The 22,828-nt window shown below is 47.4% G+C and carries 19 protein-coding genes and 1 pseudogene; 12 read left to right on the top strand and 8 right to left on the bottom strand.

Annotated features, from left to right (window positions below; translation table 11 throughout):
• Positions 1 to 11 precede the first annotated feature (11 nt).
• A complete protein-coding gene (locus ACPEPR_RS10305; RefSeq protein WP_075166817.1) occupies positions 12 to 419 on the bottom strand; it encodes a nuclear transport factor 2 family protein in 408 nt (135 codons plus the stop codon).
• Positions 420 to 696: 277 nt separating this feature from the next.
• The gene (locus tag ACPEPR_RS10300; RefSeq protein ID WP_005178520.1) at positions 697 to 2,721 is read right to left on the bottom strand and encodes an NADPH-dependent 2,4-dienoyl-CoA reductase; all 2,025 of its coding nucleotides are present in this window, start codon (positions 2,719 to 2,721) and stop codon (positions 697 to 699) included.
• A gap of 134 nt (positions 2,722 to 2,855) precedes the next feature.
• Here ACPEPR_RS10300 and ACPEPR_RS10295 point away from each other — a divergent pair, with 134 nt between their 5' ends.
• Positions 2,856 to 3,401, top strand: a complete 546-nt coding sequence (locus ACPEPR_RS10295; RefSeq protein ID WP_005178523.1) for a PadR family transcriptional regulator — start codon at positions 2,856 to 2,858, stop codon at positions 3,399 to 3,401.
• A gap of 21 nt (positions 3,402 to 3,422) precedes the next feature.
• A complete protein-coding gene (locus ACPEPR_RS10290) occupies positions 3,423 to 4,331 on the top strand; it encodes an alpha/beta fold hydrolase (protein ID WP_160241246.1) in 909 nt (302 codons plus the stop codon).
• A gap of 97 nt (positions 4,332 to 4,428) precedes the next feature.
• On the opposite strand, the pseudogene ACPEPR_RS10285 reads toward ACPEPR_RS10290, so the two are convergent.
• Positions 4,429 to 4,734 (bottom strand): annotated as a pseudogene (locus ACPEPR_RS10285) (CoA transferase); the annotation flags it as partial.
• 1 nt (position 4,735) lies between these two features.
• Positions 4,736 to 5,959 carry an acyl-CoA dehydrogenase gene (locus ACPEPR_RS10280; RefSeq protein WP_423562398.1) on the bottom strand — a complete coding sequence of 408 codons (1,224 nt, stop codon included), beginning with the start codon at positions 5,957 to 5,959 and terminating at the stop codon, positions 4,736 to 4,738.
• Between the two features lie 247 nt (positions 5,960 to 6,206).
• Between ACPEPR_RS10280 and ACPEPR_RS10275 the strand changes: the two genes are divergently transcribed.
• Both ACPEPR_RS10275 and ACPEPR_RS10270 read left to right on the top strand, forming a co-directional pair.
• A complete protein-coding gene (locus ACPEPR_RS10275) occupies positions 6,207 to 7,166 on the top strand; it encodes a LysR substrate-binding domain-containing protein (protein ID WP_423562397.1) in 960 nt (319 codons plus the stop codon).
• Positions 7,159 to 7,863, top strand: a complete 705-nt coding sequence (locus tag ACPEPR_RS10270; protein ID WP_423562396.1) for an SIR2 family NAD-dependent protein deacylase — start codon at positions 7,159 to 7,161, stop codon at positions 7,861 to 7,863. Before ACPEPR_RS10275 ends, ACPEPR_RS10270 begins: the two co-directional genes overlap by 8 nt.
• A gap of 89 nt (positions 7,864 to 7,952) precedes the next feature.
• On the opposite strand, the gene aspA is transcribed toward ACPEPR_RS10270, so the two are convergent.
• On the bottom strand, positions 7,953 to 9,401 hold the full coding sequence (gene aspA, locus ACPEPR_RS10265; RefSeq protein ID WP_016659035.1) for an aspartate ammonia-lyase: 1,449 nt from the start codon (positions 9,399 to 9,401) through the stop codon (positions 7,953 to 7,955).
• Between the two features lie 424 nt (positions 9,402 to 9,825).
• Between aspA and putP the strand changes: the two genes are divergently transcribed.
• Positions 9,826 to 11,334 carry a sodium/proline symporter PutP gene (gene putP, locus ACPEPR_RS10260; protein ID WP_423562395.1) on the top strand — a complete coding sequence of 503 codons (1,509 nt, stop codon included), beginning with the start codon at positions 9,826 to 9,828 and terminating at the stop codon, positions 11,332 to 11,334.
• Between the two features lie 93 nt (positions 11,335 to 11,427).
• On the opposite strand, the gene ACPEPR_RS10255 is transcribed toward putP, so the two are convergent.
• On the bottom strand, positions 11,428 to 11,910 hold the full coding sequence (locus ACPEPR_RS10255; RefSeq protein WP_005178547.1) for an Lrp/AsnC ligand binding domain-containing protein: 483 nt from the start codon (positions 11,908 to 11,910) through the stop codon (positions 11,428 to 11,430).
• Between the two features lie 129 nt (positions 11,911 to 12,039).
• Here ACPEPR_RS10255 and putA point away from each other — a divergent pair, with 129 nt between their 5' ends.
• The 4 genes from putA (at position 12,040) to ACPEPR_RS10235 (ending at position 18,016) form a co-directional block, all read left to right on the top strand.
• Entirely contained in the window at positions 12,040 to 15,792 is a 3,753-nt protein-coding gene (gene putA / locus ACPEPR_RS10250; RefSeq protein ID WP_423562394.1) for a trifunctional transcriptional regulator/proline dehydrogenase/L-glutamate gamma-semialdehyde dehydrogenase, read from the top strand.
• A 252-nt stretch (positions 15,793 to 16,044) separates the two neighbouring features.
• Entirely contained in the window at positions 16,045 to 17,127 is a 1,083-nt protein-coding gene (gene trmA, locus ACPEPR_RS10245; RefSeq protein WP_087662276.1) for a tRNA (uridine(54)-C5)-methyltransferase TrmA, read from the top strand.
• 243 nt (positions 17,128 to 17,370) lie between these two features.
• Positions 17,371 to 17,595: a hypothetical protein gene (locus ACPEPR_RS10240; RefSeq protein ID WP_005178553.1), complete on the top strand. Its 225-nt coding sequence runs from the start codon at positions 17,371 to 17,373 to the stop codon at positions 17,593 to 17,595.
• Positions 17,596 to 17,761: 166 nt separating this feature from the next.
• A complete protein-coding gene (locus tag ACPEPR_RS10235) occupies positions 17,762 to 18,016 on the top strand; it encodes a hypothetical protein (RefSeq protein WP_045795440.1) in 255 nt (84 codons plus the stop codon).
• Here the strand turns inward: ACPEPR_RS10235 and ACPEPR_RS10230 are convergent.
• Positions 18,003 to 18,851, bottom strand: a complete 849-nt coding sequence (locus tag ACPEPR_RS10230) for a phosphodiester glycosidase family protein (protein ID WP_423562393.1) — start codon at positions 18,849 to 18,851, stop codon at positions 18,003 to 18,005. The genes ACPEPR_RS10235 and ACPEPR_RS10230 overlap by 14 nt on opposite strands.
• An 84-nt stretch (positions 18,852 to 18,935) precedes the next feature.
• On the opposite strand from ACPEPR_RS10230, the gene ACPEPR_RS10225 reads away from it, so the two are divergent.
• Complete coding sequence (locus ACPEPR_RS10225) at positions 18,936 to 19,466, top strand: lecithin retinol acyltransferase family protein (RefSeq protein WP_016659043.1); 531 nt, start codon at positions 18,936 to 18,938, stop codon at positions 19,464 to 19,466.
• 141 nt (positions 19,467 to 19,607) lie between these two features.
• Here the strand turns inward: ACPEPR_RS10225 and ACPEPR_RS10220 are convergent, their stop codons facing one another.
• The gene (locus ACPEPR_RS10220) at positions 19,608 to 21,332 is read right to left on the bottom strand and encodes a glutamine--tRNA ligase/YqeY domain fusion protein (protein WP_104489213.1); all 1,725 of its coding nucleotides are present in this window, start codon (positions 21,330 to 21,332) and stop codon (positions 19,608 to 19,610) included.
• A gap of 166 nt (positions 21,333 to 21,498) precedes the next feature.
• On the opposite strand from ACPEPR_RS10220, the gene ACPEPR_RS10215 reads away from it, so the two are divergent.
• Together ACPEPR_RS10215 and ACPEPR_RS10210 are read left to right on the top strand one after the other, a co-directional pair.
• Entirely contained in the window at positions 21,499 to 22,008 is a 510-nt protein-coding gene (locus tag ACPEPR_RS10215) for a peptidylprolyl isomerase (protein WP_005178561.1), read from the top strand.
• Between the two features lie 57 nt (positions 22,009 to 22,065).
• Positions 22,066 to 22,785, top strand: coding sequence for a UDP-2,3-diacylglucosamine diphosphatase (locus ACPEPR_RS10210; RefSeq protein ID WP_016659048.1), 720 nt, complete (start codon positions 22,066 to 22,068; stop codon positions 22,783 to 22,785).
• Positions 22,786 to 22,828 lie beyond the last annotated feature (43 nt).

The raw sequence follows: 22,828 nt of genomic DNA, 5'->3' as shown, positions 1-22,828 counted from the left end.
CAGGGCTTAGATCAGGTGGGCATAAATTGTGCCATCCGTTGTCCCATCTCGGCAGCCAAAGCTTCGAGGCCGCTTTTAGGACGAATCATCACTTCAAAATCAATGATCTGACCTTGATCATTGAAGCGGATCATATCAATACCCTTGAGTTTTTTATCTCCCACCTGGGCAGAAAACTCAAGCACAACATTGTTACCGTCTGCAGCATAAAATTCACGGTGATAGCTAAAGTTCTCAAAGACCTGAATCACGTTGGTCAGAATAAAAAATACCACCTGCTTGCCGGCATAAGGCTGATAAGCCACCGGAGAACGAAACACCACCTCATCGGCCAGCAGTTCATTCAGGATGGCCATATCACGCTGTTCAAGCATCTGGTGCCAACGGGCAATCGCGGTTTTGGTGATGTGTAAGGTCATTTTGGGGTCCTTTTTTGTTTTGATATTTCATTGCTATATAAACTCCCCCTGAGCAAGTTTTAAAGCATTGCTTTAAAACGAAGTGCAAGAAAGGGGGATTTAGAAGGGTTTTTCTACAAGAATCCCTCCCAACCTCCCTTTTTCAAAGGAAGGAGTTGATTCTATTCAGTGAATTCCCTCAGCTTCCAGAAGATGAGCAACCCTGCTGCACAGGGCAGAGGCGGTTATTCACCCTCTCCCCAGCGCTCTTCCATAGGGAGAGGGTGAAGGAATTGCATTAAATTTTCGCCGCCAACTCTGCGCCCTGACGGATTGCGCGTTTGGCATCTAGCTCACCGGCTTCCTTGGCACCGCCAATCAGATGCACATTTTTACCCGCAGCTTGCAGCTGATCGTACATGGCGGTATATGATTCCTGTCCGGCACAGATCACCACGTTTTCAACTTCCAGCAGCATCGGCTGGTCATTGACCGTAATATGCAGGCCCTGATCATCAATTTTCTGATAGCTTACGCCTGCCATCATTTTAACATCGCGGTTTTTTAAGCCGGTACGATGAATCCAGCCGGTGGTTTTGCCCAGGCCTGCTCCCACCGAAGATGCTTTACGCTGCAATAAATAGATTTCATGATTGGAGGCTTCTACCTGTGCCGGTTTCAGGCCACCGACATGCTCATATTCGGTATCAATCCCCCATTCATCATAGAATTTTTCCGGATTCAGACTGCCACTTTCACCGGCATGACTTAAGTATTCTGCGGTATCAAAACCAATTCCACCAGCACCAATAATCGCAACCCGTTTCGCCACCGGTCGACGCTCTTTCAGCACATCCAGATAGCTCAGAACTTTAGGATGATCAATTCCTTCAATCTCCAGCTGACGTGGAGTCACCCCGGTTGCCACCACAATTTCGTCAAAACTGCTTTTGCTCAGCTCATCAAAGCTGGCCGTATGGTTCAGTTTTAGCTGAATGCGTGGCTGCAACTCAATTTGACGTTTGAAATAACGCAAGGTTTCATAAAACTCTTCTTTGCCCGGAATGGTCTTGGCAATATTAAACTGCCCGCCAATCTGGTTAGAGGCTTCAAAAATCGTCACTTCATGACCACGGTCTGCCGCATAAATTGCAAAGCTTAAACCGGCTGGACCCGCTCCAATCACCGCAATATTTTTTGGTTGGCTGGCTTCTTTAAAGATCAGTTCGGTTTCATGACAGGCACGCGGATTGACCAGACAGGAGGCAATTTTCATGGAGAAAATATGGTCCAGACAGGCCTGGTTACAGGCAATACAGGTATTAATTTCATCGCTACGGCCCTGCTCGGCTTTCACCACAAAATCGGCATCTGCCAAAAATGGACGCGCCATCGACACCATATCGGCCTGACCGGTCGCCAGTACATGCTCTGCCATTTCTGGGGTATTAATCCGGTTAGAAGTGATTAAAGGAATTTTGACTTCACTTTTGAGCTTTTCTGTGACCCAGCTAAAAGCCGCACGCGGCACTTTGGTGGCAATGGTCGGAATACGTGCTTCATGCCAGCCAATACCGGTATTAATAATGGTCGCACCCGCTTTTTCAATTTCTTTGGCCAGCTGCACCACTTCTTCAAAACTTGATCCGCCTTCGACCAGATCCAGCATCGACAGACGATAGATAATAATGAAGTTTTCGCCGACTTCAGCACGGGTACGTTTCACGATTTCAATTGGAAAGCGAATCCGGTTTTCATAGCTACCGCCCCATTCATCATCACGATGATTGGTGCGCTTGGCAATAAACTCGTTAATCAAGTAGCCTTCCGAACCCATAATTTCAACACCGTCATAACCGGCATATTTGGCCAGCTTGGCACAGTTGGCAAAATCGGCAATGGTCTGCTGCACTTCGGCCGAGGTGAGTGCATGCGGTTTAGACGGGTTAATAGGCGCCTGAATCGCGGATGGCGCCACAATATCCGGCTGATAGGAATATCGTCCGGTATGCAAAATCTGCAAGGCGATTTTACCGCCCGCTTCATGCACGGCTTGGGTGACCACTTTATGTTTTTCAGCTTCGGCCAAGGTGTCAAGTTTATTGCCACCTGCAAAGGTTAAGCCGGCATCATTTGGAGAAATCCCGCCGGTTACAATCAGGCCTACGCCGCCTTTGGCACGCTCTGCATAGAATGCTGCCATCCGTGCATAACCATTTGGTGCTTCTTCAAGACCCACGTGCATAGAACCCATAAGTACGCGGTTTTTTAAGGTGGTAAAGCCTAAATCAAGCGGGGCTAACAGATGCGGATAATTCGACATATTCTCTCCTTGGCTGGCCAAAAGCGGGCTATTTTTATGTTAATGCAACTTGTTGCATAAATTTATATGCGAATTTTGACTTTTATGCAACATGTTGCATAATATTTTAGATTCATACTTGCATGATCTCGTCTATGTCTTTAGCCCATGTATTACTCACCAGCCTGATTGAAAAACCCAGTACGGGCATTGAACTGGCCCGGCGCTTTGATCGCTCGATGGGCTTTTTCTGGAATGCTACCCATCAGCAGATTTATCGTGAATTAAACAGCATGCTCAGCAAAGGCTGGATTTCCACTTTGGCTGAAGAAGATGCCCAAGGCCGTAAAAAAACCTATCAGGTTGAGGCCGCAGGCCGGGTCGAACTGGCCGACTGGATGGTCAAGCAAGGTCCTCCGGCGCAGCTCCGTGAAGAACTGATGGTGCGTTTACGGGCCGAAGCACAACTCGGCGGTAATGAGGTTTTGCCCGAGCTAGAGCGGCATTTACAGTTGCATCAGGAAAAATTACAGCTGTATCAGGCCATTTATGCCAAAGACTTTGCCCAGCAGACCGACGAAAATCGTACCTTATATATTCATAAAATGATTTTACAGCTGGGTATCGAGCAGGAAATCGGCTGGATTCGCTGGCTGGACGCGGTGATTCCTGCGCTAAAAGCTTTTGATCAACAACAATAAAATTTCAAGGAATGAAATCTCATGCCGTATTATGTCATGCCCGATGGCGAAGGTTTATTTGTACGTGAATTTGGTCAGGGCCAACCGGTGCTGGTGCTGTCCGGTTTGGGCATGCACAGCTGGCAATGGCTGCCGTTTTTGTGGCCGCTACGCAAACAGTTCCGTTTTATTATTCCCGACTGGCGCGGCTTTGGCGGTTCGAAACAGTGCCGGATTCCGGAGCTGGATGCCATTTCCAGCCACTGGCAGGATGTGCAATCCTTAATTCAGCAAATGCAGCTGCAACAGTTTATAATCATTGCCTATTCGATGGGCGCGACCACCGCCATGCATGGCATGCAATATGGACAGCTGGCAACGCAGTTAAAAGCCTATCTGCATATTGATCAGACCCCAAAAATCCTGGTAGATGAACACTGGGCTTATGGCCTGTTTGGCCAGCAGCACAGCCGCTTTAAACAGATTTTATCTGAACTGTCCGCGCTATTTACGGAACACGCACATCTTCAGTGGATTCACGATTTAAATAACACAGCCAAAGATCAACTGTTTGCTTTATGGATGCAGTTTATTGAGCTGCAAAATAACAACCCTCGCCAGCGAGCCATCTTTCGTAAAATCCTGCAACAGCCACGTTTGCAACATCTGCTGTTACCCTCATCTCGACTGGACTATATGGCCTGGTATATCCGTAACTATTTGGAGCATACCGAAGATTATCGCGAGGCCTTAAGCCAGCTAAACTGTCCTACGGTGTTTTTTAGCGGGGTGCAATCGGTACTCTATCCAGTACAGGGGCAAACCCTGATTGCCCAGAGTGTGGCACAGGCACAGCAGGTGTTATTTGAAAAATCAGGGCATACTCCGCTACTGACTGAGCCGCTGAAATTTGCCCGTGAAATTAAACACTTTTTGTTGCAGCATCAGTAAGTATCTACATCAATATTTATAGCGCACTCAATAAAAAAAGCCGAACAGTATGAGGTTCGGCAAAAAGCAAGTGAAAATCAGCAATCAAGGCAAAGCGCTAGGCAATTTTCCCATCAATAATGCCCTGCTGTTTTAAAGCTTGCAGTTCTTCGGTAGATTTAAAGCGGGACAAAATATAGGCCGTATGTTCACCCAGTTGCGGTGGTGACTGCCGGTATTCGACCGGTGTATCTGACAGCTTGATTGGTGATGCAATCATCCTAAATTGCGCATTTAAACTGTGCGGCAAATTAACCAGCATCTGACGATGCTGAATTTGCGGTTCTGCCAGGACATCTTCAATCGAGTTAATTACCCCGACCGGCACTTTGACCGCATGAATCCGGCGTACCCATTCCTCTGCATTAATTACAGAATGCGGCGATTCCGGTCTGTGCTCGGCCTAGAATTAAGGCATGTACGTCATGCGTGCCTTCATAGGTATTCACCACTTCCAGATTCACCAGATGACGCGCTACACCAAACTCATCCGAAATGCCGTTACCACCCATCATGTCACGAGCCAAGCGGGCAATATCCAGCGCCTTGCCACAGTTATTGCGCTTGATTAAAGATGTCCCTTCAACCGAAGCAATACCTTCATCTTTCATGCGGCCAAAACGTAATGCGGCCTGTAAACCTAAAGCAATTTCAGTTTGCATATCGGCCAGTTTTTTCTGGATTAACTGATTGGCAGCCAAAGGACGACCAAACTGTTTACGGTCCATGGTGTACTGATGTGCGGTATGCCAGCAGAACTCCGCCGCACCCATCGCACCCCAGGCAATGCCGTAACGGGCACTGTTCAGGCAGGTAAATGGACCTTTTAAGCCACGGACTTCTGGGAAAGCATTTTCTTCTGGGACAAATACGTTATCCATTACAATTTCACCGGTGATGGAAGCACGTAAACCGACCTTGCCGAGAATCGCAGGCGCAGACAGCCCTTCCCAGCCTTTTTCCAGAATAAAGCCGCGAATGTCACCGACATTGCCTTCAGGTGAAACTTCTTTGGCCCAGACCACAAATACATCGGCAATTGGGCTGTTGGTAATCCACATTTTTGCGCCTGTTAAACGATAACCGCCATCGACTTTTTTGGCACGGGTAATCATGCTGCCCGGGTCAGAACCATGATCCGGTTCGGTCAGACCAAAGCAGCCAATATATTCACCCGTAGCTAATTTTGGTAAATACTTCTGTTTTTGTTCTTCCGAGCCAAATTCATTAATCGGTACCATCACCAGCGAACTTTGTACACTGGCCATAGAACGGTAGCCTGAATCAACACGCTCAACTTCACGGGCAATCAGACCATAGCTGACATAATTTAAACCGGCACCGCCGTATTGCTCAGGAATGGTCGGGCCCAGCAAACCGAGCTCGCCCATTTCACGGAAAATGGTCGGATCGGTTTTTTCATGACGGAACTGTTCTAATACACGTGGCATCAGCTTGTCCTGACAATAGGCCGCAGCAGTATCACGGATCATGCGTTCTTCTGCAGTCAGCTGCTGCTCCAGCAGGAATGGGTCTTGCCAGTCAAAATGTACTTTACGGCCTGAATGTGAATTTACCATTTGATTCATAGCTTCCTCTGCCTGAATGATGTTCTCGTTGTTTGTGTTGATACTATGTGTGAAAAATAATATTTTCAAACGAGATTTTTTAATGCAGATATGCATTCTCCGCATATCTTAAATAAGCATATTCATACTGGAGCTGCGCATCGCTCTAAAACCTGTGAAGAAACAATAAAAAATAAACAAATTGGCGATCATAGTGCCTTCATCTATGCTATTTTCAAATACCTGTGCAGATAAAGGATGATCTGAAATGCGGCGTAATATTCCCTCTTTACAGGCCTTGCTCTGCTTTGAGTCGGCAGCCAAGCATTGCAGTTATACTCATGCCTCGCAAGAACTGTTTATTACCCAGAGTGCGGTTTCCCGGCAAATCCAGCAGCTGGAAGAATTTCTTGGCTTAAGCCTGTTTATCCGGACCCGGCATGGAGTCGAACTGACGCCTGCAGGACAGCATTATTATAAAAGTATCAAACCCTATTTACTGGGGCTGGAGCAAAGCACGCTCGATGTGATGTCGCATAAAGGATTAGGTGGCACCTTAAAACTGGGTGTGGTACCGACCTTTGCCACGCGCTGGCTGGTGCCGAAGCTGCATCGTTTTAACCAGCGCTATCCGGAAATTACCATCCATTTGGAAACCAGCACCAAGCCGTTTTTATTTAATGAAAATATTTTTGATGCGGCCATTTATGCCGGTACGCAGCAGCAGATTGATCATTGGCCCGGAATCCACACCCATTTTTTAATGAAGGAAGATGTAGTACCGGTGTGCTCACCGCAGCTGATTGCTCGGCATTTTCCTGCGGCACAAAAAAGCCATCGCTATGGTTATAACCTGGCTGCTGAACAATTACAGCAACTGCCTTTATTACAGCAAACCACACGACCGACCATCTGGCAGGAATGGTTCCAGACCCAGCAGATTGAGCATGCCCATCCGTATGATGGACAGCGTCATGAACTGTTTTCGATGCTGGCTGTGGCCGCCAGTCATGGCATGGGCATGGCACTCATCCCGCAAATGCTGATTCAGCAGGAATTAACCAGCGGTGAACTGGTGCTGGCCTCAGATCAGCAGCTCAGCGACCGGCGCTCCTATTATCTGGTGCATTCTAGTCAGGAAAATTCAGTTTTAATTCAGAAATTTGTAGAATGGATGCAACAGGAAGTCACGCACAGTATCGCCACACAGGAATCTGCCTATGCCTAAACTGATTGTTTTCTCCGGCGCCGGAATGAGTGCCGAAAGCGGGATCAATACCTTCCGTGATAGTGATGGATTGTGGGAACAGCATCGGGTGGAAGATGTGGCCACACCGGAAGCTTGGGCCAAAAATCCGGCGCTGGTGCAGCGTTTTTATAATGAACGACGCAAAAATATTCTGAATGCCCAGCCCAACGCGGCACATCAACTGATTGCCGAACTGGAACAGTATTTTGATGTGGCTGTTATTACCCAGAATATTGATGATCTGCATGAACGTGCCGGTAGCCAGCAGGTATTACATTTGCATGGCAATATCCGGCTGGCCAAAACCTCCGGACCCGATGCACAAACCACTACCCGCTTTTACCCGATTGAAGGCGCCGAGCTGGATTTGGAACGCGATGTCTGTGATGCGGGTTATCCGCTACGGCCACACGTGGTCTGGTTTGGTGAAGCGGTACCAGCCTATGAACAAGCGATTGAATGGGTGCAGGATGCCGATATTTTTATTGTGATTGGCAGCAGTCTGGCGGTCTACCCGGTGGCCGGTCTGGTTCATGAAATTCCGGCCAGCTGTCAGGCCTATTATATTGACCCGAAAGCCAATCAGCAGCGTTTACCGGCGCAATATGAATGTATTGCCGCCACTGCAACCCAAGGTTTGGTACAGTTAAAACCACGTCTGCTGGCTGCCCTGTAAGTTGAATCAAAACCATCGGCCAAACACAAAAGGCTCAAAACCAATATATGACCTTGAGCCTTTGCTGTTTTACTGAAGCAGTCAGTGTCTTAGCTGACTTGGGCAAAAACTGCTTCCGGTGGTGTTACCTCACTGACCAGATTATGCAGGGCAAAAATTTCATCCAGCTGTTCCTGAGTCAGTAATTCCTGCTCCAGTACCACCTGCTGAATGGTTTTGTTTTCAGCAATACACAGTTTCCCGATTTCATCACATTTGGCATGACCTAGAATCGGATCAAGCAAAGTGACAATACCGACGCTACGCATCACCGCATCATGGCAAGCCTGTTCATTGGCCTGAATGCCCTGAATACATTTCTCATCCAGACTTTTCATGGCTTGAGTCAATAACTGGATGGATTCATGAATCGACACGGCAATCACCGGTTCCATCACGTTTAACTGCAACTGCCCGGCTTCGGCCGCCATGGTCACGGTCAGGTCATTGCCAATCACTTTAAAGGCAATCTGGTTCACCACTTCCGGAATGACCGGATTGACCTTGGCCGGCATAATCGAAGAACCGGCCTGCAACTCCGGTAACCGGATTTCCCCCAGACCAGTACGCGGGCCAGAACTTAATAAACGCAGGTCATTACAGATTTTCGATAATTTCACTGCCAGACGTTTCAGTGTGCTGGATAAAATGATGAAAACCCCACAGTCGCTGGTGGCTTCAACATAATCTTCTGCGCCAATTAATGGCAAGCCGCTAATCTCTTTTAAAGCCTGCACCGCTTCCTGGGCATAGCCTTTGGGAGTATTTACACCCGTACCAATCGCGGTAGCGCCGAGGTTAATTTCCAGTAACAACTGACGGGTCCGGTCAATCAGTTTTAAATCTTCTTTTAACAAGGTGGCAAAGGCACGGAACTCCTGCCCCAAGGTCATCGGCACGGCATCTTGCAGCTGGGTCCGGCCCATTTTTAATACATACTGAAATTCAGCTACTTTCTTGTAGAAACTGTCAATCAGGTTACGCATCTGCACGAACAGATCATCCAGACTGTAATAGGTGGCTAAACGCAAGGCCGTCGGATAGACATCATTGGTCGATTGCGACTTATTGACATGATCATTCGGATGAATAGAAAAATAACTGCCTTTTTCCAGCCCCAGATGTTCTAAGGCGATATTGGCAATCACCTCATTGCTGTTCATGTTAATCGACGTTCCGGCACCGCCCTGATAAACATCTAAAGGAAAATGCGCACGCCATGCAGCAGGCTGTTCAATCAGCTGGTCACAGGCATACTGAATCGCCTCAGCCACCTGCGGGGAGATTTTCTCAAACTGTAAATTGGTTTGTGCAGATGCTTTTTTCACTTGCGCCAAAGCACGAATGAAATGCAGGTTTTCACCGACCTGCTGATTGGAGATCTGGAAGTTCTCCAAGGCACGCAAGGTATGAATACCATAATAACTGTCTGCCGGCACTTCTTTAGCACCCAGCAAATCATGCTCTATTCTTGTTTTCTCTGTCTGAACCGTAATCACACTGTTTACTCACTATTTCGCACCAATATTGTGCATAAGAAAATCTTAAACCTGTGCCAGCCTGAAACTACACAAGATTGATACGCTTTTTGAAATATTTAATTACACATTCTTTCTAAATGTACGGGATGTAACATAATGTAAATTTACTCCATTTTTAAGCCAGATTTAACAGATTCTCTCCATATTTGCAAAAATAAAAATATTCACCACTTTATTCAAAATTTTGACTTAATAATTTTCCACTCATTGCAGCCATTTTTGCAATTGTATCTAAAGCTACAAACTGCAACACAAGACCGCTATAAATCCCGTCGAAATGTTACAGAACGTAATTTTAATTCCATGCTTGAATCAGCTCCTTGAAAAAATGCGCAAAAAATCATCTCGGATGGATGAACGCTTACAGACAAAGGATGGGCATATGAGTCAACTGAATCCCACATTAATTACCTTTATATTTTATATCGTGGCCATGATCGGTATCGGGCTGTATGCCTACAAGGCCACCACAGATTTCTCGGATTATATTCTTGGGGGCCGCAGTCTGGGCAGCGTGGTGACTGCGCTTTCTGCCGGCGCATCGGATATGAGCGGCTGGCTGCTGATGGGTTTACCCGGTGCAATCTATCTGGCCGGATTATCTGAAGCCTGGATCGCCATCGGCCTGATTATTGGTGCATGGTTAAACTGGCTTCTGGTCGCCGGGCGTTTGCGGGTTCATACCGAAGTACAAAACAATGCCCTGACCCTGCCGGATTATTTCACCAGCCGTTTTGGCGACCGCAAGAAAATTCTGCGCGTCAGTTCAGCACTGGTGATTCTGGTATTTTTCGCGATTTACTGTGCATCCGGCATGGTGGCCGGTGCGCGTTTATTTGAAAGCCTGTTTGGCTGGTCCTATACCACGGCGCTGTGGATTGGCGCGATTGCCACCATCAGCTATGTCTGTATTGGCGGCTTCCTGGCAATTAGCTGGACCGATACCTTCCAGGCCGGGCTGATGATTTTTGCCCTGCTGATTACCCCCATCATGACCTATCTGGCATTGGGTGATCATAGCCAGCAAATTGGTCTGTTACTGGAAACCGCACGTCCACATGCCACACAAATGCTGTCCGGTTTAAGTTTTATTGCCATTTTATCTTCCTTGGCATGGGGCTTAGGCTATTTTGGACAACCGCATATTCTAGTGCGTTTTATGGCGGCCGATTCGGTTAAAACCATTCCGGCGGCGCGTAAAATTGGTATGAGCTGGATGATTCTCTGTCTGGGCGGTGCGGTGAGTGCCGGTTTCATTGCCATTGCCTATTTCCAGCAATTTCCAGAACTGGCGGCTGTGGTGAATCAGAACCCGGAAACCGTGTTTATGGAGCTGACCAAAATCCTGTTTAATCCGTGGATTGCCGGGATTATTCTGGCCGCCATTCTAGCCGCGGTCATGAGTACACTCAGCTGCCAGTTACTGGTCTGCTCCAGTACCTTAACTGAAGATTTATACAAGGCTTTTTTACGCAAAAATGCCTCACAAAAAGAGCTGGTCTGGGTCGGCCGTTTTATGGTGCTGTTGATTGCAATGCTGGCAATCTGGCTGGCCAGCAATCCATCGAGTAAAGTCCTGGGGCTGGTGGCCTATGCCTGGGCCGGATTTGGCGCGGCTTTTGGTCCTCTCATTATTCTGTCGCTGTTCTGGAAACGCATGACCCTGAAAGGCGCGATTGCCGGGATGCTAGTCGGTGCGATGACCGTGATTGTCTGGAAAAATGTCATGGCCGATACCGGACTCTATGAAATTATTCCCGGCTTTATTCTGGCCAGCCTGAGTATTGTAATAGTCAGTCTGCTCGACCGGACACCAAGTACAGAGGTGATTGAACGCTTTGAACAGTCAGATGCCGAGTACAAAAAAGCCATGCAGGAAATGAACAGCTAGCACAGCAATCTACCGAATTGATTGATCATCCATAAAAAAAGGAGCTTCGGCTCCTTTTGGGTTTTAACGGAAAATACAGACAAAGATGACGGTTTATTTGGCCTTGTGCTGATATTTCAGTTTCAATTGCGAGCTTTCCTTAATCACTTCCATCACCGGATAACTGCGGGTTTCTTTCACCCCCGGCAACTGCCATAAAATTTGCCCGGAAATCTTGCGGAATTCTTCCATATTGGCGCAGCGGATTTTTACTACAAAATCGAAACCACCACTAATCATGTGACATTCCACAATTTCCGGATGCTGCAAAATCGCATCTGAAAATTCTTCCAGTACATTCGGCGTGGTTTTATCCAGCAGAATTTCCACAAATACCACAAAGCTGCTATTCAGCAACTCCGGATTCAGCTTGGCTTCATAGCCCAGAATAAAACCATCTTTGCTCAGTTTCTGTACCCGTGCCAGCGCAGCAGTTGGCGATAAATTGACGGCTTCGGCCAGTTTAATATTTGAAATCCGGCCATCTTTTTGCAGAATATCCAGAATTTTAATGTCAGTGCGATCTAGACTCATCATTCCATTCATAATCCGTATTTATCTCTAAAAATAACAAAAATTATAGTGAGTTATTCGGCATATTTTCTGTGATCATAAATTATATAAGGTACACCGTTCAACTAAAATATATCGTCACAGGATGTTGGCATGAACATGATGGATAGCGAAACCCATTTCGACGACGCAAAACCGCATTTGGATTACATCACTGAATTCAAAGAAAAAAATGAGGCAGAAATTGCCATCAATACCGCATGGCGTCGCCCTGAAAGTGAATGTGTCAGCCATTTACTCGAGCACAGTGAAATTCCTGATGCACTCAACAGCCAAATTTATGAGCTGGCTTTTCAGCTGGCCCACTCCCTGCGTGAACGTAAAAATTCCAGCGGTAAAGCCGGTCTGGTGCAAGGCCTGTTGCAAGAGTTCTCCCTCTCTTCACAAGAAGGCATCGCCCTGATGTGTCTGGCCGAAGCGCTATTACGTATTCCTGATACCGCAACCCGTGATCTGCTGATCCGCGACAAGATCAACCAGGGCAACTGGAAAGAGCATTTAGGCCAAAGTAACCTGATGTTTGTAAATGCTGCCGCCTGGGGCTTAATGCTAACCGGCAAGCTGATGGAAACCCCGAAACAGAACAGTTTAAGCGGTATTCTGACTGGCCTGCTGGCGCGCAGTGGCCGTGGTATTATCCGTAAAGCGGTAGATGTGGCGATGCGGATGATGGGTGAGCAGTTCGTGACTGGTGAAACCATTAGCGAAGCCCTGCAACATGCCGAACCGTTAGAAGAAAAAGGTTTCCGTTATTCTTATGACATGCTCGGTGAAGCGGCCCTGACCGAACACGATGCAGAGCGTTATTTTGATGACTATCAAAATGCCATCCATGCCATTGGCCAGGCCTCTAAAGATAAAGATGTTTATACCGGTCCGGGGATTTCGATCAAGCTCTCTGCCCTGCATCCACGTTATCAGCGTGCCCAGATTGACCGCGTGCATACCGAACTGTATGACAAGGTGCTGCAACTGGCTGTGCTGGCCAAGGACTACAATATTGGCCTGAATATTGATGCCGAAGAATCTGAACGACTGGAAATGTCCTTAGAGCTGCTGGAACGTCTGTGTTTTGAACCGGCGCTGGATAACTGGAAAGGCATTGGCTTTGTGATTCAGGCCTACCAGAAACGCTGCTTCTATGTGGTGGATTATGTGGTCGATCTGGCCAAACGCAGCCAGAAACGCCTGATGATTCGCTTAGTGAAAGGCGCCTATTGGGACAGCGAAATCAAGAAAGCGCAAATTGATGGCATGTCGGATTATCCAGTGTTTACCCGTAAAGTGCATACCGATCTGTCCTATATTGCCTGTGCGAAAAAATTACTGGCAGCACCGGAACAGATTTATCCACAGTTTGCGACTCACAATGCCCAGACGCTGGCCACGATTTATCATCTGGCCGATCCAGCGCGTTACTACGCTGGCCAATACGAATTCCAATGCCTGCATGGCATGGGCGAGCCATTATATGAAAATGTGGTCGGCTCGAAACAGCAGCAGAAGCTCGGCGTGCCGTGCCGTATTTATGCGCCGGTCGGTAACCATGAAACCCTGCTGGCCTATCTGGTACGTCGTTTGCTGGAAAATGGTGCCAACACCTCTTTCGTCAACCGTATTGCCGATAAGACCCTAAACATTGAAGATCTGATCGAAAATCCGCATCAGACCATTTTAGCCACGGCTCAACAGGAACAGAAAGTCGGCCAGAAACATCCGGCAATTCCCTTACCGCATGAGTTATATGGCGAGCAGCGCGACAACTCTGCCGGCCTGGACTTAGCCAATGATCAGGACTTGGCGGCATTAAATACAACCGCGCAGAGTTTGCATCAGCATCAATGGACTGCCCTGCCCATGGGTGAAGGCTTAACCACCGAAGACAGTGCCGATGTACACGCGATTTTAAACCCGGCTCAGCATCAGGATATTGTTGGTCATGTACAGGAAGCCACAGCAGCACAGGTCAATCAGGCCCTAGAAAATGCGGTACAGGCACAAGCCGTCTGGGCCAATATTTCCAAACATGAACGCGCACAATGTCTGGAACGTGCTGCCGATTTAATGCAGGCACGCCTGCAACCGCTCATGCTGCTCCTCTGCCGCGAAAGTGGCAAGACCTATGCCAATGCCATTGCCGAAGTGCGTGAAGCAATTGATTTCCTGCGCTACTATGCCGCGCAAATGCGTGATCTGGACATCAATACCCAGATCATTCCGCTAGGGCCGGTGCTGTGTATCAGCCCATGGAATTTCCCGCTGGCGATTTTTAGCGGCCAGATTGCCGCAGCGCTGGTGGCTGGCAATACCGTTCTGGCCAAACCGGCCGAGCAGACCCCGCTGATTGCAGCGCAAGCGGTGCAGATTTTATGGGATGCCGGCATTCCGAAAAATGTACTGCAACTGCTGCCGGGACGCGGTGAAACGGTCGGTGCGCAGCTAAGTCAGGATGAACGGATTCAGGGCATTATGTTTACCGGCTCGACTGAAGTCGCCAAAATCCTGAATCAGACCGTGGCCAAACGTTTAAGCCAGACTGGTGGTGCCATTCCGCTCATTGCGGAAACTGGCGGGCAAAACGCCATGATTGTCGATTCTTCAGCCCTGACTGAACAGGTGATTCTGGATGCAGTCAGCTCTGCTTACGACAGTGCCGGTCAGCGCTGCTCGGCCCTGCGAATTTTATGTGTGCAGGAAGATAATGCCGACACGGTACTGACTATGCTCAAAGGTGCCATGCAGCAGTTGCGCGTGGGTAATCCTTATTTGCTGAAAACCGACATTGGTCCGGTGATTGACCTGGAAGCGCAGAACAATATTGAGCGTCATATTGAAAAAATGCGCATTAAGGGCTATCCGGTGCATCAGTTGATGTGGAATAAGCAAAGCGATGCAAGCTTGCAACACGGCACTTTTGTACCACCAACGCTGATTGAACTGCCGCATCTGGATGATCTGGAGCGCGAAGTGTTTGGCCCGGTACTGCATGTGATTCGCTACCGTTATGGACAGCTTGATCAACTGCTGGCGCAAATCAATGCCAAAGGTTATGGCCTGACCATGGGCTTGCATACCCGTATTGATGAAACCATTCATAGCGTGATTGCCCAAGCCGAGGTCGGCAACCTGTATATCAACCGTAATATTGTCGGTGCTGTGGTCGGGGTGCAACCTTTTGGCGGCGAAGGCCTGTCCGGGACTGGACCTAAGGCCGGTGGACCACTGTATCTCTACCGCTTAATGCAATACTGCTCGCAGAAAAAACTGGCTCAACCATTTGCGGCGCAGACTCTACATGCAGCAGCAATGCCTGCCCTGTATAACCAATTGGTGGACTGGGTACAGGCCGAGTTCCCGCAGCAGCTGATTCAACTACCGGAGAAAATTGCCACGGGTCAGAGTTTTAACCTGACTGGTCCAACCGGTGAAAGTAACCAGTATACGATTTTGCCACGTCATGCCGTGCTATCCCTGGCTGAACAGGAGCTGGATCAAATTCATCAGTTACTGGCAATTTTTGCAGTCGGCAGTCAGCCGGTGGTTCTGGCAGAAAACCGCTTCATGCTGAAATATCTGCCGAAAATGCCGCCAGAGATTGCCCAGCGGATTCGCGTGATCCCAGACTTGCTGCATGGCGATTATGATGCAGTGCTGCATCATGGCAGCTCGGCGCAATTGCTGGAGTTACAGCAAACGGTAGCGCAGCGTGCCGGAGCGATTGTCGGCATCAGCCATCTCAAACCGAATGATCCGAAAATTCCGCTGGAACGTCTGGTGATTGAACGGGCCATCAGCATTAATACTGCTGCAGCTGGAGGGAACGCCAGCCTGATGACGCTGGATTAAAGCCACCCCTTTTCATGGTGTTATTCCTCTTTGCCAAACCAATTCTCCCTGGTCTCTGTTGGTTTGGCTTTTTTTATCTTTGCTCTCGCAAGTGATGTATTTCCCGGCTTTAATCTGCCGATCTGTTGAGCCGAAGCTCGATTTCTCCCGTCACGCTACCGCAATTTAAGGTTTGCACAGAATATCTTTAGGCATCTGCCTGAAACTTTGTTACCATCCCCTGTTTCAATGGGTTTGTGATTTTTACTGCATATGACTTCATCTTATCAGCAACAACTTGATGCCAAAGTTGCACGTATTTCTGCACAGTTTGCCGAATTTAATCCTCCAGCGCTGGAGGTGTTTGCCTCGCCTGAACAGCATTTCCGTATGCGTGCAGAATTCCGGATTTGGCATACCGAAGATGACCTGTTTTATGCCATGTTTGAACGCGATGAGCAGCAGAACAAAAAAGTCATTCGAATTGATGAATTTCCAATTGCTGATGCTAGCATCAACCAGTTAATGCCGGTACTGCTGAATGCCTTAAAAGCAGAACCGCTGTTATCCAATCGCCTGTTTGAAGTGCATTTTCTGGCAACCTTAAAAGGTGAAATGCTAGTTTCACTGATTTATCGCTGTCCATTAACTGCAGAGTGGGAAGCGCTGGCCAAACAGCTGGCCGAGCAACTGCAGATTAAAATTATTGGCCGGAGCCGTGGCCAGAAACTGGTACTGAGCGATGAGTTTGTGGTGGAAGAACTGCAAGTCTTTGAACGCCAGTATCAATACAAACAGATTGAAAGCAGCTTTACCCAGCCGAATGCGCGCGTTTGCCAGCACATGCTGGAATGGGCCTGTACAGCCGCCGGACACGCCAATCAGGACCTGTTAGAGCTGTACTGTGGCAATGGTAACTTTACCCTGCCGCTGTCGACCCGTTTTAATCGCGTCTTAGCCACAGAACTGGCCAAATCTTCAGTTTATGCGGCGCAGTGGAATATTGAGCAGAACCAGATTGACAATATTCAGGTGGCGCGTTTATCTGCCGAAGAATTTACCCAGGCCTACAATGGCGAGCGTGAATTCCGCCGTTTGCAGGAAGCCGGCATTGAGATGTCCAGCTATCAGTTTGATACCGTGTTTGTAGACCCCCCACGCGCTGGTATTGATGCCGAAACCTTAAAACTGTTGCAGCGTTTTGAGCGGATTATTTATATCTCCTGTAATCCGGATACGCTGCATGACAATTTGCAGACTTTGGCCAGCACCCACAAGATCACCCAATTTGCCCTGTTTGACCAATTCCCTTATACCCATCATGTGGAATCTGGTGTCTTACTGGAAAAGATCTAAAACAATTTGTTTCAAATTATATTATTCAGTCCGAAAAGGAAGATTTTTTAATCTTCCTTTTTTCTTATAAAAACAAGCAACTTAGTTATAATCAAGGCTTATAGCAATCATAATTACGTTTAAACTGTTACAAGCTATCGAAATTTCTAGAGTCTGTTTGCTGCTTTTATCACTTTAGTCGACTTGCATTAATTTTTAAATTGGCTATATTTCGAGCTATGTTAGGTTGCAAATGAAGGCTCTATGAGTTTTTGGCAAAAGCTGTTCGCTCAGGAACAGCAAAACGAGCATAAGAATCAGATTGCTTGTGTTGAAAATGATTGCTCTTGTAAGACAAATGAACAGCTTCTTGAAGCTTTAGCAAAAGCGACAGATGAAGATGTGATTATCGGTATTAAAAAGGTTCTCGCTTCGCGCGGCTATAGCCGTAAAGAGTTGAATGAACTTCAACATTTACCCCTGCAATAGCAGAGTCTGACCACAGAAAAAGGCATTTAGAATTTCTAGGTGCCTTTTTTATTGGTCTGATTTCAATCAGATTTCTTAGTTTTGACATTTTTTTCATGTATGCTCAAGGGCTTAGATCAGTCTTGATCGTATTTTTAATTCAATACATAACAATAAGGATACCGCTATGAATAACAAAATGATCGGCGCTCTTACCCTTCCACTGCTCTGCCTGGCCCTCACAGGCTGCGACCGTATGCCGGCAGAATGTGAGGAAGCCTGGGACAAGATGGACAGCTTGAGCACAAAAATGGGGCTTTCGGAAGAACAACGTCAATTCCAGAAAAAACAGTTTGAGGCCGGAATCAAAGAAATGTCGACTGAAGATGCCAAACGCCTCTGCAGCCAGCAAACCCAGACCCTGGGCATTATTGGCCAGTAGATTTTTCTGGCTCAGTCGCGCAGGCTGAATCATCAATATACGCCAGCATCGGGCCAACTGCGCGGTACTGGCGATGGCGTTTTAAGGCCGCAATATACACAGAAGATACTGAACCATCCAAGTACAGCGCATTCGGTGTCTTAAGCTGCTGCTGAAACAGCCGGGCAAAGTCATAAAAATTTATTGGCTGCTGGCTGATCACAAAATACAGGGTGGAATCCTTCAGCCCAACGCCATTGCGGATTTTTCTGGAATCGGAATCCGGAATAAAGTTTGGGTTAATTTTTCCGTCAATCACCAGCATCGGGCCAGATTGGGTGGCATATTTCGGTTGCACATTGGCCTGCTGATACTGCTGGGTGATCATCAACAGTGGCTGCTTGTCCCAGGCCAGTACCCCATTCGGCTGAATCAGAAAATTGCCCCAGCCTTGGGTCTGGGTATTTAACTGGCTTACCCTCTTGCCCTCTTCAATATACAGCCCGACGGGTGCATAATCGGCATGGAACATCCCGGCATTCATGGCAAATTCCAGCTGCTGGCACGGTTGCAGATCATCCTGGAGCGCAGTGAAATAACGATAGGGCTGCTGTGCTGTATTCTTTAATACCAGCTTCAGCTGCGCCATTGATCGGATTTCCGTGACATCAAAATCACCCAGCCTATGTTTCAGCTGCCAGCTGTGGATTTGCGCCTGTGCCTGCGCCCAGTTTGCACTGCAAGCACTCAGCAGAATCAGCAGTTTTAACAGCGGCTTGGCCGTGACTTGCGCAAAGTACTGTCCTAACTTTTTCATTACAACTGTTCCCTGTTCATCGTTGTATAATTCAGCCATTCTTGTCGCCACCCTGTCGATTCTTGTGCCAAGAAGCAGTACACTAGAGCTTTAAAATACACCTGTCACTTTACTAATGTCACAATGCTCAAGCAGAACACACGGTTCCCTTTAGGGGCGCATCTGATTGTCAAACATTTCGGCTACACCCACCACGGGATTTATGCCGGACGTGGTCGTGTTATTCATTATTCCGGTTTTGCGCATTTATTTAAAAAACATCCCATCGAAATCACCAGCCTGGACAAGTTCAGTCATGGCAAACCGGTGCATGTGCAGCATTATGATCAACCCAAATATAAAGGCCGTAAAGTGGTGCGCCGGATGCGTTCACGGATGCATGAAAATAATTATCACCTGATTATCAACAACTGCGAACATTTATGCACCTGGGCCATTACCGGCGTGGAAAGCAGTCCGCAAGTCTTCCGGATGATGAACCGCTTAACCACCATTGGTTATGTCAGCTCCTTAATGAGCTATATGAACAGCATGATGCTGACCCTGACCACCACCTGTTTTGCCCTGGTGCTGTATATTAAAAAGAAATTGCGCGACAAAGCCAAAATGCAGATGCCGACCCATCTGTTTTATAAACACGATGAAAAGAAATAACACACCGGATCATCTGTAAATCAAATTTTTTTTTAATTTAACGTGCTACTTCCTTTCAACGTTTACTTTCCATTTTCAACACCGCATAAAAAAGCCCGCTGAGTCCAGCAGGCTTTTTCAATCATCTAGCAAAATGCGCTTTTATTTGCCCGGTTTGAAGCTGTCTTTTAAGTCCAGAATACGGTTAAACACTGGCGTTTCGCTGGAATGATCATACTGATCCGCCACGAAATAACCTTCACGTTCAAACTGGAAACGATCTTCTGCTTGCGCTTGCGCTAAAGCCGGCTCAATAACCGCTTGTACCACTTTCAATGAGTCCGGATTCAGATTCGCCAGGAAGTCATCGCCGACTTCTGGGTCAGATTCGGTGAACAGACGGTCGTAAATACGCACTTCAGCTTTCACGCCTTTAGTGGCAGATACCCAGTGAATCACACCTTTCACTTTACGGCCTTCCGGATTCTTACCTAAAGTTTCAGGGTCGATTGAACATTTCAGCTCAATAATTTCACCGTTGTCATCTTTAATGATTTCGTCGCACTTGATCACATAGGCATGACGTAAACGCACTTCACCGCCCGGAATCAGACGTTTAAAGCCTTTTGGTGGCTCTTCTTCGAAATCTTTACGGTCAATATAGATTTCAGAGGTGAGCGGAATGACACGCTCACCCATATCTACGTTTGGATGGCGCGAATGAGTCAGATCCATTTCTGCTGGCAGATTGGTTAACGTCACTTTTAATGGATTCAGCACAGCCATACCACGCGCTGCGGTATTTTCTAGCGACTGACGGATGCAGTATTCCAGCATTGCCACATCGACAATCCCGTCAGATTTCGACACACCAACACGCTTACAGAAATCACGCAAGCCTTCTGGAGTAAAGCCACGACGACGCATACCGACTACAGTTGGCATACGCGGGTCGTCCCAACCCTTAACAAAACCACCTTCCACCAGACGGCGCAGCTTACGCTTTGAGGTAATGGTGTAATCGACGTTTAAACGGCTGGATTCATACTGACGTGGTACCGCCGCTGATTTTACCTTTTCCACCACCCAGTCATAGAACGGACGGTGATCCTGGAATTCAAGCGTACACAGTGAATGAGTAATGCCTTCAATCGCATCGGATAATGGATGCGCATAGTCGTACATTGGGTACATTTTCCATTTGTCACCGGTCTGGTGATGCTCGGAATGCAGCACACGGTACAAAATTGGGTCACGCATATGTACGTTTGGCGATGCCATATCAATTTTGGCACGTAATACCGCTTGGCCTTCGCCCAGCTCACCATTACGCATCTGTTCAAAACGCGCCAGGTTGTCTTCTACAGACGCATCACGGTATGGTGAGTTTTTACCCGGCTCGACAAATGAACCACGATTCAGCTTGATTTCTTCAGGAGTTTGCAAATCGACATAGGCATCACCCTGTTCAATTAACTGCACCGCCCAGCTATACAACTGGTCAAAATAGCTTGATGCATAGCGTGGCTCGCCATTCCAGTTAAAGCCCAACCATTTCACGTCATTGGCAATACCATCTACATATTCTTGTTCTTCGGCATCCGGGTTGGTATCGTCAAAACGTAAGTTACATAAACCGTTAAATTCTTCGGCAATCCCGAAATTCAGGCAAATTGCTTTCACGTGACCAATATGTAAGTAACCGTTCGGTTCTGGTGGAAAACGTGTGATCACTTTTTCAGTACGGCCTGCTGCCAGATCATCGGTAATGACCTGACGCACAAAATCTAAGCCCGGCTGTTGTTCTTGCTGCGCAGCATCGACAGAGGCATGGTTACTTGGTGTCGGGGTGTTAGGCAGAGATGAAACAGCATCATTCGGCTTCATAGTTAATAAATCACTTCTAGATAAAAATTTAGGATAATTAAAACGCTATTCCCACTTTTTAACAAAGAAAATAACGTTTTTACTTGCCTTGTAGTTTACAGTTTGCTTATGCTTCTCTCAACCAAAAAACCCATGGCTTTTTTGTCCATGATTAGGAGATAACACAATGAGTTTTCCTCAAGTCGAATTAAACACCAACAAAGGTCGTATTGTTCTTGAGCTTAACACTGAAAAAGCACCTAAAACTGCTGAGAACTTCCTTCAATACGTTCGTGACGGTTTCTATGATGGCGTAATTTTCCACCGTGTCATCGATGGTTTCATGATTCAAGGCGGCGGCTTTGATGAAAACTTCAAAGAAAAAGCAACCCGTGATTCAATCGAAAACGAAGCAGACAACGGTCTGAGCAATGACGAAGGGACCATTGCAATGGCGCGTACCCAGGCTCCGCACTCTGCATCTGCTCAATTCTTCATTAACGTGAAAAACAACTCCTTCCTGAACCACACGGGCAAAACTGCACAAGGTTGGGGTTATGCCGTATTTGGTAAAGTAGTTGAAGGTATGGATGTAGTTGCTGAAATCAAAGGCGTACGTACAGGCAACCGTGGTTACCACGCTGATGTTCCACTAGAAAATGTGGTCATCGAATCTGCCAAGATCATTTCTGAATAAGAATCCCTCTCAACCTCCCGTTATTTAAGGGCGTTGGGAGATTCCAAGGAAAAGATTGTGACCTATCTGTTTATTTCAGATTTACATTTGTCACCTGATCACCCTCGACTCGTTCGGGGGTTTTTAGATTTATTACGTGCTTATCAGGATCAAAACACCCAGCTGTATATTTTAGGCGACTGGTTCAATGCCTGGATTGGCGATGACTACACCGCCCCTTGGCTGGATGAAATTGTCAGCGCTTTAAAACAGTTTAATGCCGCAGGCAATCAGCTGTATTTTCAGGTCGGCAACCGCGATTTCGCACTGCATGAGGTTTTTTTACAGCAGTTTAACGGGCAATTATTACCTGAAATTGACACCCTCACTATTGGCCAGACCCGCTATCGTCTGGAACATGGCGATGCCTTGTGCACCGATGATGTATCCTATCAGCGCTTTAAAAAAGTTATCCGTCATCCGCTCGTGCTGCGTCTGTTAAGAAAAACTCCGCTGTCCTTTCGCAGCAAACTGGCCAACGGTTTTCGCAAACAAAGCCGCGCTTCTAAAGAAGTCAAATCATATGAAGTGATGGATGTGAATCCGGCTGCGGTAACGCAGGCTTTGGCCGAGGTGGATGTACTGATTCATGGTCATACCCATCGACCAGCCATCCATGAGCTGAATGGCAAAAAGCGGATTGTGCTGGGGGACTGGCGTGCGCATGAGGCACTGATTCTGGAAATTGATCCTGAACAGCCTACCACTCACCTGCAACTGAAACGCTGGACCTATTAAGCAGCAGGTGGATGACTATAAATCCCCACCTCCTGCATCATCT

This window comes from Acinetobacter sp. AND/436 (assembly GCF_049546925.1).
In the GTDB taxonomy this organism is placed as follows: Bacteria; Pseudomonadota; Gammaproteobacteria; order Pseudomonadales; family Moraxellaceae; genus Acinetobacter; species Acinetobacter indicus.
Note: the sequence above shows the minus strand (reverse complement) of the source record. Positions and strands in the feature narration are given on the sequence as shown.